At 61.7% G+C, this 16,849-nt stretch carries 13 protein-coding genes; 4 read left to right on the top strand and 9 right to left on the bottom strand.

Translation table 11 applies throughout. From position 1 onward, the window contains the following. Nucleotides 1-151: 151 nt before the first annotated feature. Nucleotides 152-1,498, bottom strand: coding sequence for a metalloprotease PmbA (pmbA, locus tag AC3WQN_RS22570; RefSeq protein WP_095145003.1), 1,347 nt, complete (start codon nucleotides 1,496-1,498; stop codon nucleotides 152-154). A 108-nt stretch (nucleotides 1,499-1,606) separates the two neighbouring features. On the opposite strand from pmbA, the gene yjgA reads away from it, so the two are divergent. Beyond that, the gene (gene yjgA, locus AC3WQN_RS22565; RefSeq protein WP_095145004.1) at nucleotides 1,607-2,131 is read left to right on the top strand and encodes a ribosome biogenesis factor YjgA; all 525 of its coding nucleotides are present in this window, start codon (nucleotides 1,607-1,609) and stop codon (nucleotides 2,129-2,131) included. A 48-nt stretch (nucleotides 2,132-2,179) separates the two neighbouring features. On the opposite strand, the gene tldD is transcribed toward yjgA, so the two are convergent. The 8 genes from tldD to mreB all read right to left on the bottom strand — a co-directional run bounded on the left by tldD (nucleotide 2,180) and on the right by mreB (nucleotide 13,387). Then, on the bottom strand, nucleotides 2,180-3,622 hold the full coding sequence (gene tldD, locus AC3WQN_RS22560) for a metalloprotease TldD (protein ID WP_103401785.1): 1,443 nt from the start codon (nucleotides 3,620-3,622) through the stop codon (nucleotides 2,180-2,182). Between the two features lie 16 nt (nucleotides 3,623-3,638). Beyond that, the gene (locus AC3WQN_RS22555) at nucleotides 3,639-4,487 is read right to left on the bottom strand and encodes a carbon-nitrogen hydrolase family protein (RefSeq protein WP_103401786.1); all 849 of its coding nucleotides are present in this window, start codon (nucleotides 4,485-4,487) and stop codon (nucleotides 3,639-3,641) included. A 58-nt stretch (nucleotides 4,488-4,545) separates the two neighbouring features. Continuing rightward, nucleotides 4,546-8,349, bottom strand: a complete 3,804-nt coding sequence (locus AC3WQN_RS22550; RefSeq protein ID WP_103401787.1) for a YhdP family protein — start codon at nucleotides 8,347-8,349, stop codon at nucleotides 4,546-4,548. 69 nt (nucleotides 8,350-8,418) lie between these two features. Beyond that, nucleotides 8,419-9,876: a ribonuclease G gene (rng, locus tag AC3WQN_RS22545; RefSeq protein ID WP_103401788.1), complete on the bottom strand. Its 1,458-nt coding sequence runs from the start codon at nucleotides 9,874-9,876 to the stop codon at nucleotides 8,419-8,421. 45 nt (nucleotides 9,877-9,921) lie between these two features. Next, nucleotides 9,922-10,539 carry a Maf family protein gene (locus AC3WQN_RS22540; RefSeq protein WP_103401789.1) on the bottom strand — a complete coding sequence of 206 codons (618 nt, stop codon included), beginning with the start codon at nucleotides 10,537-10,539 and terminating at the stop codon, nucleotides 9,922-9,924. Between the two features lie 46 nt (nucleotides 10,540-10,585). Next, the gene (gene mreD / locus AC3WQN_RS22535) at nucleotides 10,586-11,068 is read right to left on the bottom strand and encodes a rod shape-determining protein MreD (protein WP_095077894.1); all 483 of its coding nucleotides are present in this window, start codon (nucleotides 11,066-11,068) and stop codon (nucleotides 10,586-10,588) included. Further along, nucleotides 11,068-12,207 (bottom strand): rod shape-determining protein MreC, encoded by a 1,140-nt coding sequence (mreC, locus tag AC3WQN_RS22530; RefSeq protein WP_103401790.1) that lies wholly within the window; start codon nucleotides 12,205-12,207, stop codon nucleotides 11,068-11,070. Before mreC ends, mreD begins: the two co-directional genes overlap by 1 nt. A 142-nt stretch (nucleotides 12,208-12,349) precedes the next feature. Next, on the bottom strand, nucleotides 12,350-13,387 hold the full coding sequence (gene mreB, locus AC3WQN_RS22525) for a rod shape-determining protein MreB (protein WP_002555108.1): 1,038 nt from the start codon (nucleotides 13,385-13,387) through the stop codon (nucleotides 12,350-12,352). Nucleotides 13,388-13,597: 210 nt separating this feature from the next. Here mreB and gatC point away from each other — a divergent pair, with 210 nt between their 5' ends. From gatC to gatB, 3 genes are read left to right on the top strand one after another with little or no spacing between them, the layout of a single operon-like run. Beyond that, nucleotides 13,598-13,885, top strand: a complete 288-nt coding sequence (gatC, locus tag AC3WQN_RS22520) for an Asp-tRNA(Asn)/Glu-tRNA(Gln) amidotransferase subunit GatC (protein WP_095077896.1) — start codon at nucleotides 13,598-13,600, stop codon at nucleotides 13,883-13,885. Nucleotides 13,886-13,901: 16 nt separating this feature from the next. After that, complete coding sequence (gene gatA / locus AC3WQN_RS22515) at nucleotides 13,902-15,353, top strand: Asp-tRNA(Asn)/Glu-tRNA(Gln) amidotransferase subunit GatA (RefSeq protein ID WP_095145011.1); 1,452 nt, start codon at nucleotides 13,902-13,904, stop codon at nucleotides 15,351-15,353. A 10-nt stretch (nucleotides 15,354-15,363) separates the two neighbouring features. Then, on the top strand, nucleotides 15,364-16,809 hold the full coding sequence (gene gatB / locus AC3WQN_RS22510) for an Asp-tRNA(Asn)/Glu-tRNA(Gln) amidotransferase subunit GatB (protein ID WP_103401791.1): 1,446 nt from the start codon (nucleotides 15,364-15,366) through the stop codon (nucleotides 16,807-16,809). Nucleotides 16,810-16,849: the final 40 nt, after the last annotated feature.

Here is a 16,849-nt window from a genome sequence, read left to right as displayed (position 1 = left end):
CCCTGATGAAAAACCAGAGCGAATACCACCCAAACTCAGTTATTGGAGCTTCCCCTCAAACATAGAATCTCCCACAGCGGACCCGCCTAGCGCCCATAAAAAAGGCGCATTACCCAATGGGTAACGCGCCCTTGTGTGTAACGGTAAGGAGTTAACTGCCTGCCACTGTCATCCGCTCGATCAACACCGAACCGGTGCGAATGTTGCTGCGCAGTTCCAGGTCATTACCCACCGCCAGGATTTGCTTGAACATGTCGCGCATGTTGCCGGCGATGGTCACTTCCTGGACGGCGAACTGGATCTCACCATTTTCCACCCAGAAGCCCGCTGCACCGCGCGAGTAATCGCCAGTCACCATGTTCAGGCCCTGACCCATCAGTTCGGTCACCAGCAAGCCGCGTCCCATGCGTCGCAGCAGGGCCGCCTGGTCTTCGTCGCCATGGGTGACGAACAGGTTGTGCACGCCACCGGAGTTGGCCGTGCTCGGCATGCCGAGTTTGCGCCCGGAATAGGTGCCCAGCACATAGGACACCAACTCACCGTTCTCGACGAACGGCTTGGCATAGGTCGCCAGGCCATCACCGTCGAACGCCGAGCTGCCCATGGCACGCATCAGGTGTGGCCGCTCATCAATGGTCAGCCACTCCGGGAACAGCTTCTGCCCCAAGGCGCCTTCAAGGAACGATGACTTGCGGTACAGATTGCCACCGGAAATCGCCCCCAGGAAACTGCCGAACAAACCACCCGCCAGCTCTGCGGAAAACAGCACCGGCACTTCGCAGGTCGGTACCGGGCGCGCACCGAGACGGCTGGCCGCCCGTTGCGCCGCGCGCTGGCCGATGCTCACCGGATCGGCCAGCAAATGGCCCAGGCGATTGACGTCGTACCAGTAATCACGCTGCATCTGGCCGTCAGCTTCGGCGATCATCACGCAACTCAGGCTGTGGCGCGTCGAGGCGTAACCACCGATAAAGCCGTGGCTGTTGCCGTAGACACGGCAGCCCTGATGGGTACTCAGGGTGGTGCCATCGGCGTTCTTGATCCGGCTGTCGGTGGCAAACGCTGCCGCTTCGCAGGCCAGCGCCTTCTCGATCGCCTGCTCAGGGGTAATGTCCCATTCGTGGAACAGATCAAAGTCCGGCAAGTCCCTGGCCATCAGGGCGGCATCGGCCAGGCCCGAGTGTTCGTCTTCGGAAGTGTGCTTGGCGATGGCCAGCGCCGCGGCGACGGTTTCGCGAATCGCCTCGGGGCCACTGGCCGAGGTGCTGGCCGAACCTTTGCGCTGACCGGCATACAAGGTGATGCCAAACCCCTGGTCACGGTTGAACTCGACCGTTTCGACTTCGCGCTGACGCACTGAAGTCGACAGGCCCTGCTCCAGAGACACAGCTACTTCGCAGGCACTGGCGCCCTGGCGCCTGGCTTCGGCGATGATCTGCTCGACTTGCTCTTGCAGTGCCGGTAACGCTTGTGGGCCGACGCTTTCAACTGCACTCATGCTGTTCTCCACTCAAATTCTGCTTTCGGTTAAGGCCATCGAGCGACCGGGCCGGACAAGCGGCCCCCGACTGGTTATCATGGCGGCGTTTCTTTGCGGACTGCCACCATGGTTGATTCTTACGACGACTCCCTCGATGGGGGAGAAAAAAGCAAAACCCAGGTCAAACGCGAGCTGCATGCTCTGGTTGACCTCGGCGAGCGCCTTACAACACTCAAGCCTGACTTGCTGGCAAAACTGCCCCTGACCGACGCTCTGCGCCGGGCCCTGGCTGATGCGCCCAAGCACACCGCGAACATCGCGCGTAAACGGCACCTGCAGTTCATCGGCAAACTGATGCGCGATCAGGACACTGACGCCATTCTGGTCTTGCTCGATCAACTCGATGCCTCCACTCGCCAGTACAACGAACGCTTCCATAACCTGGAGCGCTGGCGCGATCGCCTGATCGCCGGCGACGATGCCGTTCTGGAAAAGTTCGTCGTCGACTACCCGGACGCGGACCGCCAGCAATTGCGCTCCCTGATCCGTCAGGCCCAGCATGAGGTTGCGCAAAGCAAGCCTCCTGCCTCCAGCCGAAAAATCTTCAAGTACATCCGTGAGCTGGACGAGACACAACGCGGTCTGCGTTAAACCTCGTCCCGGGTGGGTTGCCTGGCAATCCACCCGAAGCTCCATCCCTTACGCGCCCGTGCCACCCACGGTGATCGCGTCGATTTTCAAGGTTGGCTGACCGACACCCACCGGCACCGACTGACCATCCTTGCCGCACGTCCCCACACCGCTGTCCAGCGACAGGTCGTTACCGACCATCGACACTCGACTCATGGCTTCCGGCCCGTTACCGATCAGGGTGGCACCTTTGACCGGCGCGGTAATCTTGCCGTCCTCGATCAAGTACGCTTCGCTGGTGGAGAACACGAACTTGCCACTGGTGATGTCGACCTGACCGCCGCCCAGGTTGGCGCAGTAGATCCCCTTCTTCACCGACGCGATGATTTCCGCCGGGTCGCTTTCGCCACCCAGCATGTAGGTGTTGGTCATGCGCGGCATCGGCAGGTGTGCGTAAGACTCGCGACGACCGTTGCCGGTACGCGCCACGCCCATCAGGCGGGCGTTGAGTTTGTCCTGCATGTAGCCCTTGAGCACGCCGTTTTCGATCAGCGTGGTGCACTCGGTCGGGGTACCCTCGTCATCGATGCTCAGCGAGCCACGGCGACCGGCCAGCGTGCCGTCATCGACAATGGTGCAGAGTTTCGAGGCGACCATCTCGCCCATGCGCCCGCTATAGGCGGAACTGCCCTTGCGGTTGAAATCGCCTTCCAGGCCGTGACCCACCGCCTCGTGCAGCAAGACCCCGGACCAACCCGAACCCAATACCACCGGCAAGGTGCCCGCCGGCGCCGGAATCGCTTCCAGATTCACCAGTGCCTGGCGCAACGCCTCGCGGGCATAGCCCATGGCACGATCTTCCGCGAGGAAATAGCGGTAGTCGGTACGCCCGCCACCGCCATGACCGCCGCGTTCGCGGCGACCGTTCTGCTCGACAATCACGCTGACGTTGAAACGCACCAAGGGGCGCACATCCGCCGCCAGGCCGCCGTCGGTGGAGGCCACCAGAATGCGCTCCCAGACCCCGGCCATGCTCACGGTCACTTGCTGGATACGCGGATCCAGGGCGCGAGTCGCCACGTCGATACGCTTGAGCAGGTCGACTTTTTCGGCACGTGTCATCACTTCCAGCGGATTATCGGGCGCATACAGCTGGGCGACATCCTGGGTGGTAAATGCCTGCACCGTACCGTTTTGCCCGGCACGGGAGATCGAACGGGCCGCACGCGCCGCCAGCCCCAGGGCTTCAAGGGTGATGGCATTGCTGTAGGCAAAACCGGTTTTTTCACCCGATTGCGCCCGCACGCCCACACCTTGGTCCAGGTTGAAGCTGCCTTCCTTGACGATGCCGTCTTCCAGCGCCCACGACTCGGAAATCTGCCCCTGGAAGTACAGGTCGGCGGCATCGATCCCCGGCCCGGCCAGATCTCCCAGCACGCTTTGCAGGTTCTCGATCGTCACGCCGCCCGGCGCTAGCAGATGTTCACTGACTGAGGACAACAACTCGCTCATGGTTTTACGCCTTAATTCAACGTTCTGAGGCAGGTCGCTGGGCGCCCTGCGAGAAAAAGCGCCGGTGACGGGACACCGGCATCCGCGCCCTGATGGACGCCTGTTCATTGCTGTCGCGGTCGGCCAGCAGCACGGCCTCGCCTTGGTCCTGCTGCGCCAGCACGCGGCCCCAGGGGTCGACAATGGCCGCATGGCCAAAGGTCTCGCGTGGCCCCGGGTGTACACCGCCCTGGGCGGCTGCCAACACATAACACTGGGTCTCGATGGCCCGCGCGCGGATCAGTACTTCCCAATGGGCGGCACCGGTCACGGCCGTAAACGCCGAGGGCGCGGTAATCAGTTCGGCCCCCGCTTCGCGCAACTCGCTGTAGAGCTCGGGGAAGCGCAAGTCATAACACACTGTCAGGCCAACCCGGCCCACCGGTGTGTCGGCCACCACGACCTGATTGCCATGAGCATAGTCATCGGACTCACGGTAACGCCCGCGATTGTCCGCGACATCGACATCAAACAAATGCAGCTTGTCATAACGCGCCACAGTCTCGCCGTGTTCATCGACCAGCAACGAGCAGGCATTGGATTTGGCCCGGGGTTGATCGACCGGCGGTAGCGGCAGGGTGCCGGCCACTATCCATAACTTGAGGTCGCGAGCCGTCTGTTTCAACCAGGGAAGAATCGGGCCTGTGCCCTCGGCCTCGGCGCGGCCGATATCCGCGACGTCACTACGGCCCATGGCCGCAAAGTTTTCCGGCAACACCGCCAGCCGTGCGCCGCCCGCGGCCGCCTGTGCCAGCAAGCGCCGAGCCTGGGCCAGATTGACCAGCACGTCGCTCTGGCTGACCATTTGAATCACCGCAAGAGACATGACGCACTCCGTTTCGGGTATGCGCTCATGCTACTCCATCGACCTTGAGAACGGCGTCTCAAAAAGGTTTTTCAAAAGTGATTTTCGGCTCTTTCCATGGACCCTTGACGGTGTATTTGACACTGGCGAAACGCGCCACGCGATCACCGATCAACTTGTCGATCAGGAACAAGGCGCCGCCGACGGCCGGGGCACCGACGAGCAGGGCGGCAATCGGCAGGTTGTTGGTCAGCGGCAAGGTCAGCAGCAACTTGGCATCGATCCGGTCATTCATCATGTCCAGGGTACCGTTGAGCTCCAGGTTGCTCGACGGGCCGGTCAAGGTGATCGGCTCACGGGTGACATAGACGCCATTGCTGGCCACCAGCAACCCTTTGACCCGGTCGTAACTCAAACCCTTGTCGAACAGGTCGGAGAAGTCCAGCTGCAAGCGTCGGCCAATCGAGTTGAAGTTGAGCAGGCCAAACACGCGCAATGCCTGGGCGCCGCCCTCGACTTGCGCAAACCGCCCTTTGCGCAGCGATGCATCAAGGCTGCCGGAGTACCGTTTGACGCCAACCCAGGCCGGCGATCCGGGCCAGCGACCGTCGACATCCAGGTGAAATTTTTCGCTGGTCACGGTAGGCGCAAAGCCCCAGCCCTTGAGCACATCCGCCAGGTTCTTGCCCTCGATACGGCCTTTGAACCAGCTGCTGGTGGCGCCCGGCACACCTTCCCAGCCGCCCGCCCCTTGCAGCTGCATGCCTTTGAGCCCCAGGCTCAGGCTATTGAAGGCCAGCCCCTTGGCAATCGGCCGCACTTTCAGCGACCAGGCACCGACCAGGTCCTGGCCTTGAAACAGCTGGGCAATGGCGATATCCAGTGCCGGGACCTTGGTCGGGTCGACGGACGCCAGCGGGTCAGGTGCATTCTCGTCAGCCTGCACCGCAGGATCGGCCGCCGGCAGGCGTACGTATTGCAGGTTGACCGCAATGGGCGCGGCCTTGGCGTCGGGAAGTCCGACCGTGCCTTTGACCTGCTGGCTATCGAGTTGCAGGGCCCAGGCAGCCGGCTTGCGATCGAGTTGCAGGCGAGCCTGATCGAGGGTGGTGCCAAAACCGGTGAGCTTGCCCACCCTGAAGTCGGCGCCACTGAGCAATTGCTTGGCACTGCCGCTCGGGTCTTTCCCGGCATAGCGATCGACCAAGACTTTCCACGGTTCGACATCCAGCTCCGAAAGCACACCACGAATGCGCAAGCCCTTGTTTCCTGGCAACACTGCGTTGCCGCTGCCCAGGAACAACTCACCGCGACCGTCGGCGAAGTTGGCGCTTGGCGCGGCGAAGGTGAAGTCTGCCAGGTCGCCGTAGTCGAACCAGTAACGTCGTTCAGACCCTTGCAGGGTCATGCGGAACACCGTGTCGCGACCTTGTTCGGCGGACATGCCGAACGGCGCTGGCAAGTCGACCGCCACGCCCTTGAGGTTGGAGCTGACCATCAACTGGCTGTCGGGACCGTCAAGGCTCAGTTGCAACTGGTACGGAATATCTCCCGAGACTGGCAACGGCTGAGTGACTTTCAGCCACTCGGTGAGCTTCTTCACCGTGACCTTCCCGTCGGCAGTGACCCGGGTATTGAGCTTGCCCGGGCTCCCTTCGGCAACTATCCGCGCACTGACCGGCCGATCGAAGGCGCGCGCGGTAATCCCCTGCCCACTCAGCCCCTTGGCACTGTCAAAACGGAAATCGCCTTTGAGCTGAGACAGCTCAAGCTCGGGTTCGCTGAGTTTGAGGCGCGCCTTGGCGGTCTTGAAGTCCACCTGAATCTTCGGCTCTTCACCCTTGTCCAGAGGGATATCGAGCTTCAACTTGCCCTGCAGATCGCCCTCGCCCTGCCAGCCGGCAAAAGTCGATCCCGTGCCGATCGGCGCCTCCTGAAGAATCTTCAGGCCATCGCCCAGCCCACCGGCGAAGGCGCCATCGATGAACATGTGGGAGTTCTGCCCGGCGGGTACATGGGGAATATTGACGGTGACATCCCGCACCTGGGTATCGAGCAACTGGCCCTGGCTGGCCAGAATCCGCACGCCGCTGTCCTCGACGAACACATCGCCACTGATCTTGCTCAGGTGCGGCCAACCTGGCTGAAAGGCCAGCTCGGCATCGTGGACCTTGAAGAACAGGCTGATGCTGCGCGCCGTATCGGTAGCGTCATGGCTCAACGACCCTTGGTACTGGAAGAATCCTTCGTCCACCGCGCCCTTGAGAATCGCCGTGCGCAACCACTCGTCCAGTGCCGGGCTCAAGACCTTCGGCAGGTACTTGCCGGTATAGCGCCCGTCCCCCTCCAGCAGTCCGACCCGCAAGTCCATATAGTCTTCCCGGGCGGGATCGAAATACAGCCGGATCAGGAAGTCGCCAGCAATCTTGCCCTCCTCGCCCAGCACCTTCAGGTACGGAGCGATCAGGGTGAAGCCTTGCTTGTCGAGTTTCCAGGTCAGCCGCGCATTGGCCTGAATGTACTGCCATGGCTTAGTGAAGATCGGGTCCAGGTGCAGGGAAAAATCCTTGCTGTCCATGCGTAGCTCGCCCTGACCGAGGTCGCCACTGATACTCCCGGAAACGTTGCGGGCCGCCGGAGCCCCGTAGTAGGCATCAAAACCAACGCGCTCCAGGTTGGCCGCGAAGCTGAACTTGCTGTCATCGGTCGCCTCGGGCCGCACGTCGATCAGCACATTACGCAAGGAGCCGGTGAATTTGAGCCTTTCGACCGCCGTTGCAACACCCTCGGGCAATGGGCCCAGGGCATTGAGCAGCGGGGTGAGCGGCGTCAGGTCAAGGCGATCAGCCTCCAGGTGCCAGAGCTCCCGAATCTGTTCCGCCGGCCTCGTCTGTTGCACCTGCAGGCGGGTTTCCCAGCGGGTCTCAGCCAGGCTCATGGCCAGAGAGTCCAGGGTGATCTGCGCCCCCTCGGCACTGCGCTGGTAATACCCATTGAGCGCCAGGTTGTTGATCTGGATCGGCTTGCGCTCGGCGTATGCGCCTTTGATTTGCGGGGCATTGAGACGCACCGCTGCGCTTTGCAGCACCCCTTGGCCCCAGTTCACCCAGAACTCGCCGCCGGCCTTGATTTCGGAAAAATTCCATTGCTGGGTCACCCGCTCAGGCAACCACTTCGACCAATCGCTTTGCGGCAGGCTCAGGTAGGCATCGATTTGCGCATCTTTCCACTCACTGGCGCGAATCCGGCTGCGCAGGCTCATGGCCAGTGGCTGGCCATCGGGCAAGGTCAACCGTGCGTCGAGACGCTGGCGGCTGACACCGGTTTTAAGCGTCAGGCCAACATACGTCAGGGTCAGCGGCTTGTGGTCGAGCGGTTGCAAGGTGACCTGGCTGTCGAGCACCGACAGTCGGGACACCATTTGCATCTGGTTGAGCAGTCGCTCGGGGTCCAGGGGCTGGTTCTGCTGCACCGGAAGGCCTTCCAGCGCCCATTGATCGTCCGCGCCTTCCTTGAGGCTGAGCTTCAGGCCATTGAGTTCCAGGTGTTCGATCCGTACCACGCGCGACAACAGGCTGGTCCAGACATCCGGCACGACCCGGACCTGATCCAGATACAGGGCGTTGGCACCCTCGCCGACCACCACGTCATGGGCCATCAGGACCGGCCCCATGCCACTCCAGCCGCCCTCGAGGCTGCCAATGCGCAACGGCAGGCCCAGCGCGTCACGGGCTTTGCTCTCGACCTCGGCGCGATACTCGGCGACCAGCGGAACCAGCTCGCGACCGAGGTTGACGTAGAGCGCGACCAGCACCAGCAGCAACGCACTGAGCCCCAACCCCCAGCGAGTCAGCGCGCCTAGAATGCGGATCAGACGCTCCATGTCAGTGGGCTCCCATAGCGAACGCGTGCGGCGAGCGCAGGCCAGCCGTCATTAGTGATACACCCCGACTCAGAGCAACACCACGTCGTATTGTTCCTGGGAGTACATGGTTTCCACTTGAAAACGAATGGTTCGACCAATGAAGCTTTCAAGTTCGGCCACGTTACCCGACTCTTCATCCAGGAGCCGGTCCACCACTTTCTGGTTGGCCAGTACACGGTAGCCTTCGGCCTGATAGGCGCGCGCCTCGCGCAGGATCTCTCGGAAGATCTCATAGCACACGGTTTCCGGGGTCTTGAGCTTGCCCCGCCCCTGGCAACTGTTGCAGGGCTCGCACAACACCTGTTCCAGGCTTTCGCGCGTGCGCTTGCGGGTCATCTGCACCAGGCCCAGCTCGGTAATCCCTATGATGTTGGTCTTGGCGTGATCACGCTCCAGTTGTTTCTCCAGAGTGCGCAGTACCTGGCGCTGGTGTTCTTCATCTTCCATGTCGATGAAATCGATGATGATGATCCCGCCCAGGTTGCGCAGGCGCAGTTGCCGGGCGATGGCCGTCGCCGCTTCCAGATTAGTCTTGAAGATAGTCTCTTCGAGGTTCCGGTGCCCGACGAACGCACCGGTGTTGACGTCAATGGTACTCATGGCCTCGGCTGGATCGACCACCAGGTAACCGCCGGACTTGAGTGGAACCTTGCGCTCCAGCGCCTTTTGAATCTCGTCTTCGACGCCATACAGGTCGAAAATCGGTCGCTCGCCCGGATAGTGTTCCAGGCGATCGGCGATTTCCGGCATCAGTTCGGCGACAAACTGCGTGGTTCTCTGAAAGGTTTCCCGGGAGTCGATGCGAATCTTCTCGATCTTCGGGCTGACCAGATCGCGCAAGGTGCGCAGGGCCAGGCCGAGGTCTTCGTAGATCACGCTGGGAGCACCCACCGTCTTGATCTGTGTCCCGATCTGGTCCCAGAGACGGCGCAGGTAGCGGATGTCCATCAGGATCTCATCGGCGCCCGCCCCTTCGGCCGCAGTGCGCAGGATGAACCCGCCGGCTTCCTTGATGCCTTCTTTGGCAACGCAATCGGTGACCACCTGCTTGAGGCGCTCACGCTCGGCTTCGTCTTCGATCTTCAGCGAAATACCGACGTGCGCGGTGCGCGGCATGTACACCAGGTACCGTGAAGGAATCGACAACTGGGTAGTCAAACGAGCGCCCTTGGAGCCGATCGGATCCTTGGTGACCTGCACCACCAGGCTCTGGCCTTCGTGGACCAGGGCACTGATGCTTTCGACCGCAGGGCCTTCGCGCAGGGAGATTTCCGAAGCGTGGATGAACGCGGCGCGGTCCAGGCCGATATCGACGAACGCCGCCTGCATGCCCGGCAACACCCGCACGACCTTGCCTTTGTAAATATTGCCGACGATCCCGCGCTTTTGTGTGCGCTCGACATGCACTTCTTGCAGAACACCGTTTTCGACCACCGCCACACGCGATTCCATCGGCGTGATGTTGATCAGAATCTCTTCACTCATGGCAAGGTCTCGTTCAGGCATGTTCACGATTATGGCCGCATCAGGTCAGTACGGCGCAGAGCGCGCGATAAGGTTTTGCCAACAGGGTATGCCGAAATGGCCAAGCAATTCTGCGGTTTCGCACAGAGGCAGGCCAACCACGGCGGAGTAACTGCCATCGAGCCCGGCCACAAACACGGCGCCAAGCCCCTGAATACCGTAGCCACCAGCCTTGTCCTGCGGCTCGCCGCTGGCCCAATAGGCCCCAGCTTCGTCACTGCCGATGGCGCGAAAACGCACCAGGCTGCGCACTACTCGTGACTCGCAACGCCGGGTATCAAGCACGGCAATCGCCGTCAGGACTTCGTGTTCACGCCCTGCAAGGCTCATCAACATGGCCCGCGCGCCTGCTTCGTCCTGCGGCTTGCCGAGAATCTGCCCATCCAGCACGACAGCTGTGTCGGCACCCAGGACGCACGCAGCGGTGCCGTGCTCGGCAGCGGCCAGCGACTGGAACCCGGCCAGTGCCTTGCCGCGCGCCAAGCGTTCGACATAGGCCGCTGGGGATTCATCTGTCAGAGGGGTTTCATCGATGTCCGCGCTGATGGCGGTGAACGGCACGCCGATCTGCGTGAGCAGCTCACGCCGGCGTGGCGAACCTGAGGCGAGGTAAAGCGGATTCATCAAGACATCTCCCTGTCGAGGTGCGGGCTAATGCCTGACCGAATGATTAATTGATTTTGTAGCGGCGACTCAACCCACGCAATCCAAAGCTGACCCAGGGCCAGAGCAACGCGCTGATCAGCGCAGGCAGGAGCACCGCCAGCGTTTGACGATTGCCGGTCAGGGCACTGAGCCACAGTTGCAACAACTGGGCGAGCCCCAGTACCACCATGATCACCAGGCTTTGCTGCCACATGGGGAACATCCGCAAGCGCTGTTGCAACGACAGGATCAGGAAGGTGATCAGGGTCAGGATCAGCGCGTTGTGCCCCAGCAAGGTGCCGAACAGCACGTCTTGTGCAAGCCCCAGGCAAAAGGCACTGGCCATCCCGACTTTCTGCGGCAGTTCCAGTGCCCAGTACGCCAAGGGCAGTGCCAGGAACATCGGACGCAGGATTTCGACATGGGGAAAGGGTACGACGCTGAGCAGCAAGCCGATCGCGAACGTCAGCCAGATGATCCAGCCATTACGGGAACGGGTACTGGCCATTATTCTCTTCCCCGGGTGATAGCTTCAGGCGTCGTGACGGGCGGCTTGGTGGCCGGCGGCTTGACGACAGGCGCAGGTGCTGCGGGAGGCTTGGCCGGCGTTGGATGCGTAGCAGGCTTGGCCGGGGTCACAGGCTTGGGCGCAACCGCGGGCACCGCGACTGGCACAGTGGCCGCCGGCGCTGCCGCAGGAGCGGGTGCAGGCACGGTACCGGCCGCAGGATTGGTCGCGGTTGCTGGCACTGTCACGGCACTGCCGGCGGGCTGGTCCTGTGCATCCTGGGCTTGAGCGGCTGCATTCGCGCGCTCTTCCGGGGTGCGGCTGTCACTGAACACCAGCAACATGTAGCGACTGCGATTGAGCGCGGCGGTCGGGACCGCACGGACGATCGCGAACGGCTGGCCCGAGTCATGGATCACTTCCTTGACGGTGGCCACCGGGTAGCCGGCCGGAAAACGCTGACCGAGGCCGGAGCTGACCAACAGATCGCCTTCCTTGATGTCCGCCGTATCCGCGACATGACGCAACTCCAGGCGCTCCGGGTTACCCGTGCCGCTGGCAATCGCCCGCAGGCCATTGCGGTTCACTTGCACCGGAATGCTGTGGGTGGAGTCCGTCAGCAGCAACACCCGCGAGGTGTACGGCATCAACTCGACCACCTGGCCCATCAGGCCACGGGCATCGAGCACCGGCTGGCCGAGCACTACGCCGTCGCGCTCACCCTTGTTGATGATGATGCGGTGCGTGAAGGGGTTGGGGTCGACGCCAATCAGCTCGGCCACTTCGACCTTTTCGTTCACCAACGCGGACGAATTGAGCAACTCGCGCAGCCGAACGTTCTGCTCGGTGAGGGCCGCCAGCTTTTGCATGCGCCCCTGCAGCAGCAGGTTTTCAGTCTTGAGTTTTTCGTTTTCGGCGACAAGCTCGGTGCGGCTGCCAAACTGGCTGCTCACACCCTGCCACAACCGTTCAGGCAGGTCGGTCACCCAATAAGCGTCCATCAAGACCCGCGACATCTGGCTGCGCGCCGGCTTGAGCACTTCAAAGCGGGCATCGACCACCATCAGCGCGACCGATAGCGCGGCCAGCACCAGAAAGCGCACGCCCAATGAGGGGCCCTTGGTGAAAAGCGGTTTAATAAGCCGCTCCTCCCAGGCAAATGTTCTGTTTATTCATACGGCATCAAACCGGCCTGGATGCAGACTGACAGAAGATAAACGCAGGCAGGCAGCACTGCAAAGTGCTGCCTGTGCGCGAACAGCATAGTTGCCACCCAACGACTTATTCGCTGGAGAGCAGGTCCATGGTGTGCTTATCCATCATTTCCAATGCACGGCCACCGCCGCGAGCCACACAGGTCAACGGATCTTCGGCAACAATGACCGGCAGGCCGGTTTCCTGGGCCAGCAACTTGTCGAGGTCACGCAGCAAGGCGCCACCACCGGTCAGGACCAGGCCACGCTCGGCGATGTCCGACGCCAGTTCCGGCGGCGATTGCTCCAGCGCGCTTTTTACCGCCTGAACGATGGTTGCCAGCGACTCTTGCAGAGCTTCCAGCACTTCATTGGAGTTCAGGGTAAAGGCACGTGGAACGCCCTCGGCCAGGTTACGGCCGCGAACATCCACTTCGCGAACTTCACCGCCCGGGTAGGCCGTACCGATTTCCTGCTTGATGCGCTCGGCCGTGGACTCGCCGATCAGGCTGCCATAGTTGCGACGCACATAGGTGATGATCGCTTCGTCGAAGCGGTCGCCGCCAACCCGTACGGATTCGGCGTAAACCACGCCATTGAGGGAGATCAGCGCGATTTCAGTGGTACCGCCACCGATATCCACAACCATCGAGCCGCGCGCCTCTTCAACCGGCAGGCCGGCACCGATGGCAGCCGCCATTGGCTCTTCGATCAGGAACACTTCGCGGGCACCGGCCCCCAGGGCCGACTCACGGATCGCACGACGCTCGACCTGGGTGGATTTGCAGGGAACGCAGATCAACACACGAGGACTAGGCTGCAGAAAGCTGTTTTCGTGAACTTTGTTGATAAAATACTGCAGCATCTTTTCGCAAACGCTGAAGTCGGCGATGACACCGTCCTTCATCGGACGAATGGCAGCAATGTTGCCCGGCGTACGACCGAGCATGCGCTTGGCCTCGGTGCCGACAGCAACGACACTTTTCTGGTTACCGTGCGTCCGAATGGCCACAACCGATGGTTCATTCAGGACGATACCGCGCTCGCGCACGTAAATAAGGGTGTTGGCAGTGCCCAGGTCAATGGAAAGATCGCTGGAAAACATGCCACGCAGTTTCTTGAACATGGGAAAGGGACCCTAGGCAACGCGTGGGTAAAAAAGTGCGGCAAACTCTAACAACGACAGGGATTTTGGGCAAGGCGCCAATATGTTAAATTGGACGCTTTTCTGTGCACCAACCCCCACAATCGCGGCCTTATGACCGTAGAAATGCGGTAGTGTTCCGACAATCTAACACACGGACGACGTCCGTTTTGTTTTCCACTGGAGAATCCCATGGCGCTTGAACGCTCCGACGTGGAAAAAATCGCTCATCTGGCCTCCCTGGGCCTCAATGATGCCGATCTTCCACACATCACTTCGGCCCTGAACAGCATTCTCGGGCTGGTCGACGAAATGCAGGCGGTCAATACCGACGGTATCGAACCCCTGGCCCACCCACTGGAAGCCAACCAGCGCCTGCGCGCAGACGTTGTGACCGAGTCCAATCACCGCGAGGCCTATCAGTCCATCGCACCAGCGGTCGAAAACGGCCTGTATCTGGTTCCGAAAGTCATCGACTAAAGGGAAAGAGCCTGCAATGCATCAATTGACTCTGGCCGAGATCGCCCGCGGACTCGCCGACAAGAAGTTTTCCTCCGAAGAGCTGACCAAGGTGCTGCTGGCGCGTATCGCCCAGCTCGACCCACAGCTCAACAGTTTCATCAGCCTCACCGAAGACCTGGCGCTCCAGCAGGCGAAAGCCGCTGACGCACGCCGTGCCAAGGGTGAGAGCGGCGCCCTGCTCGGCGCGCCGATCGCCCACAAGGACCTGTTCTGCACCCAGGGCATTCGCACCAGCTGCGGCTCGAAGATGCTCGACAATTTCAAGGCGCCGTATGACGCCACCGTGGTCGCCAAGCTGGCCGAGGCCGGCGCCGTGACCCTGGGCAAGACCAACATGGACGAATTCGCCATGGGGTCGGCCAACGAATCGAGCTACTACGGCGCCGTGAAGAACCCGTGGAACCTGGAACACGTACCTGGTGGTTCGTCCGGTGGTTCGGCCGCGGCCGTGGCCGCGCGCCTGTTGCCCGCCGCCACCGCCACCGACACCGGTGGCTCCATTCGCCAACCGGCGGCGTTCACCAACCTCACCGGTTTGAAACCGACGTACGGTCGCGTTTCGCGCTGGGGCATGATTGCCTACGCCTCCAGCCTCGACCAGGGCGGCCCGCTGGCACGCACCGCCGAAGACTGTGCCATCTTGTTGCAAGGCATGGCCGGTTTCGACCCGAAGGACTCCACCAGCATCGACGAGCCCGTGCCGGACTACAGCGCCAGCCTCAATGGCTCGCTGCAAGGCCTGCGCATCGGCGTGCCGAAGGAATACTTCAGCGCCGGCCTGGACCCGCGTATCGCCGAGCTGATCCATAACAGCGTCAAGGAGCTGGAAAAGCTCGGGGCCGTGGTCAAGGAAATCAGCCTGCCGAACATGCAGCACGCGATCCCTGCGTACTACGTGATCGCGCCTGCCGAAGCCTCTTCCAACCTGTCGCGGTTCGACGGCGTGCGCTTTGGCTATCGTTGTGAAGACCCGAAAGACCTGACCGACCTGTACAAGCGTTCGCGCGGTGAAGGTTTCGGTCCGGAAGTGCAGCGCCGGATCATGGTCGGTGCCTATGCCCTGTCGGCCGGTTACTACGACGCCTACTACCTCAAGGCGCAAAAGATCCGCCGCCTGGTCAAGAACGACTTCATGGCTGCCTTCAATGAGGTCGACATCATCCTCGGCCCAACCACGCCGAACCCGGCCTGGAAGCTCGGCGCCAAGAACAGCGACCCGGTCGCTGCCTACCTGGAAGACGTCTACACCATCACCGCCAACCTCGCGGGCCTGCCAGGCCTGTCGATGCCAGCCGGTTTTGTCGATGGCTTGCCGGTCGGCGTGCAACTGCTCGCCCCGTATTTCCAGGAAGGCCGCCTGTTGAACGTCGCCCACCAGTATCAGCTCAACACTGACTGGCACACCCGCACCCCGACAGGCTTCTGAGGAGAATCACATGCAATGGGAAGTCGTGATCGGGCTGGAGATTCATACCCAGCTCGCCACCCAATCGAAGATTTTCTCCGGTAGCGCCACCACGTTCGGTTCCGAACCGAACACCCAGGCCAGCCTGATCGACCTGGGCATGCCCGGCGTCCTGCCAGTGCTGAACCAGGAAGCGGTGCGCATGGCGGTGATGTTCGGCCTGGCGATTGACGCCGAAATCGGCCAGCACAACGTGTTCGCCCGCAAGAACTACTTCTACCCCGACCTGCCCAAGGGCTACCAGATCAGCCAGATGGAATTGCCGATCGTCGGCAAGGGCCACCTGGATATCCCCCTGGAGGACGGTACGGTCAAGCGCGTGGGCATCACCCGTGCGCACCTGGAAGAAGACGCCGGCAAGAGCCTGCACGAAGAATTCAGCGGCGCCACCGGCATCGACCTGAACCGTGCCGGCACCCCGCTGCTGGAAATCGTCTCCGAGCCGGACATGCGCAGCGCCAAGGAAGCCGTGGCCTACGTCAAGTCGATCCACGCCCTGGTACGCTACCTGGGGATCTGCGACGGCAACATGGCCGAAGGCTCCCTGCGTTGCGACTGCAACGTCTCGGTCCGCCCCAAGGGCCAGGTTGAGTACGGTACGCGCTGCGAGATCAAGAACGTCAACTCGTTCCGTTTCATCGAGAAGGCGATCAACACCGAAGTACGTCGCCAGATCGAACTGATCGAGGACGGCGGCAAGGTGATCCAGCAGACACGCCTGTACGACCCGAACAAAGACGAAACCCGCGCCATGCGCAGCAAAGAGGAAGCCAACGACTACCGTTACTTCCCGGACCCGGACCTGTTGCCGGTGGTCATCGAGGATTCGTTCCTCGATGACATCCGCGTCACCCTGCCGGAATTGCCACCGCAAAAACGCGAGCGCTTCCAGGAGCAGTTCGGCCTGTCGGTCTACGATGCCAGCGTCTTGGCGTCGAGCCGTGAACAAGCCGACTACTTCGAAAAGGTCGTGAGCATTGCCGGCGACGCCAAGCTGGCGGCCAACTGGGTCATGGTCGAACTGGGCAGCCTACTGAACAAGCAAGGCCTGGAAATCGACGAAGCTCCGGTCTCGGCCGAACAGTTGGGCGGCATGCTGCTGCGCATCAAGGACAACACCATCTCCGGCAAAATCGCCAAGACGGTGTTCGAGGCCATGGCCAGCGGCGAAGGCAGCGCTGACGAGATCATCGACAAGCGCGGTCTCAAGCAAGTCACCGACACCGGCGCGATCTCGGCCGTTCTCGATGAAATGCTGGCAGCCAACGCCGAACAGGTTGAACAGTACCGCGCGGCCGATGAAGCCAAGCGCGGCAAGATGTTCGGCTTCTTTGTCGGCCAGGCGATGAAGGCCTCCAAGGGCAAAGCCAACCCGCAGCAAGTGAACGAATTGCTCAAAAGCAAGCTCGAAGGCTAACGGAGTGGAGCCAGCGTTGAAAACTGGCCCCATTCCCCGT

Source organism: Pseudomonas sp. FW300-N1A1 (assembly GCF_058789115.1).
This window is presented reverse-complemented; position numbering and strand designations above follow the sequence as displayed.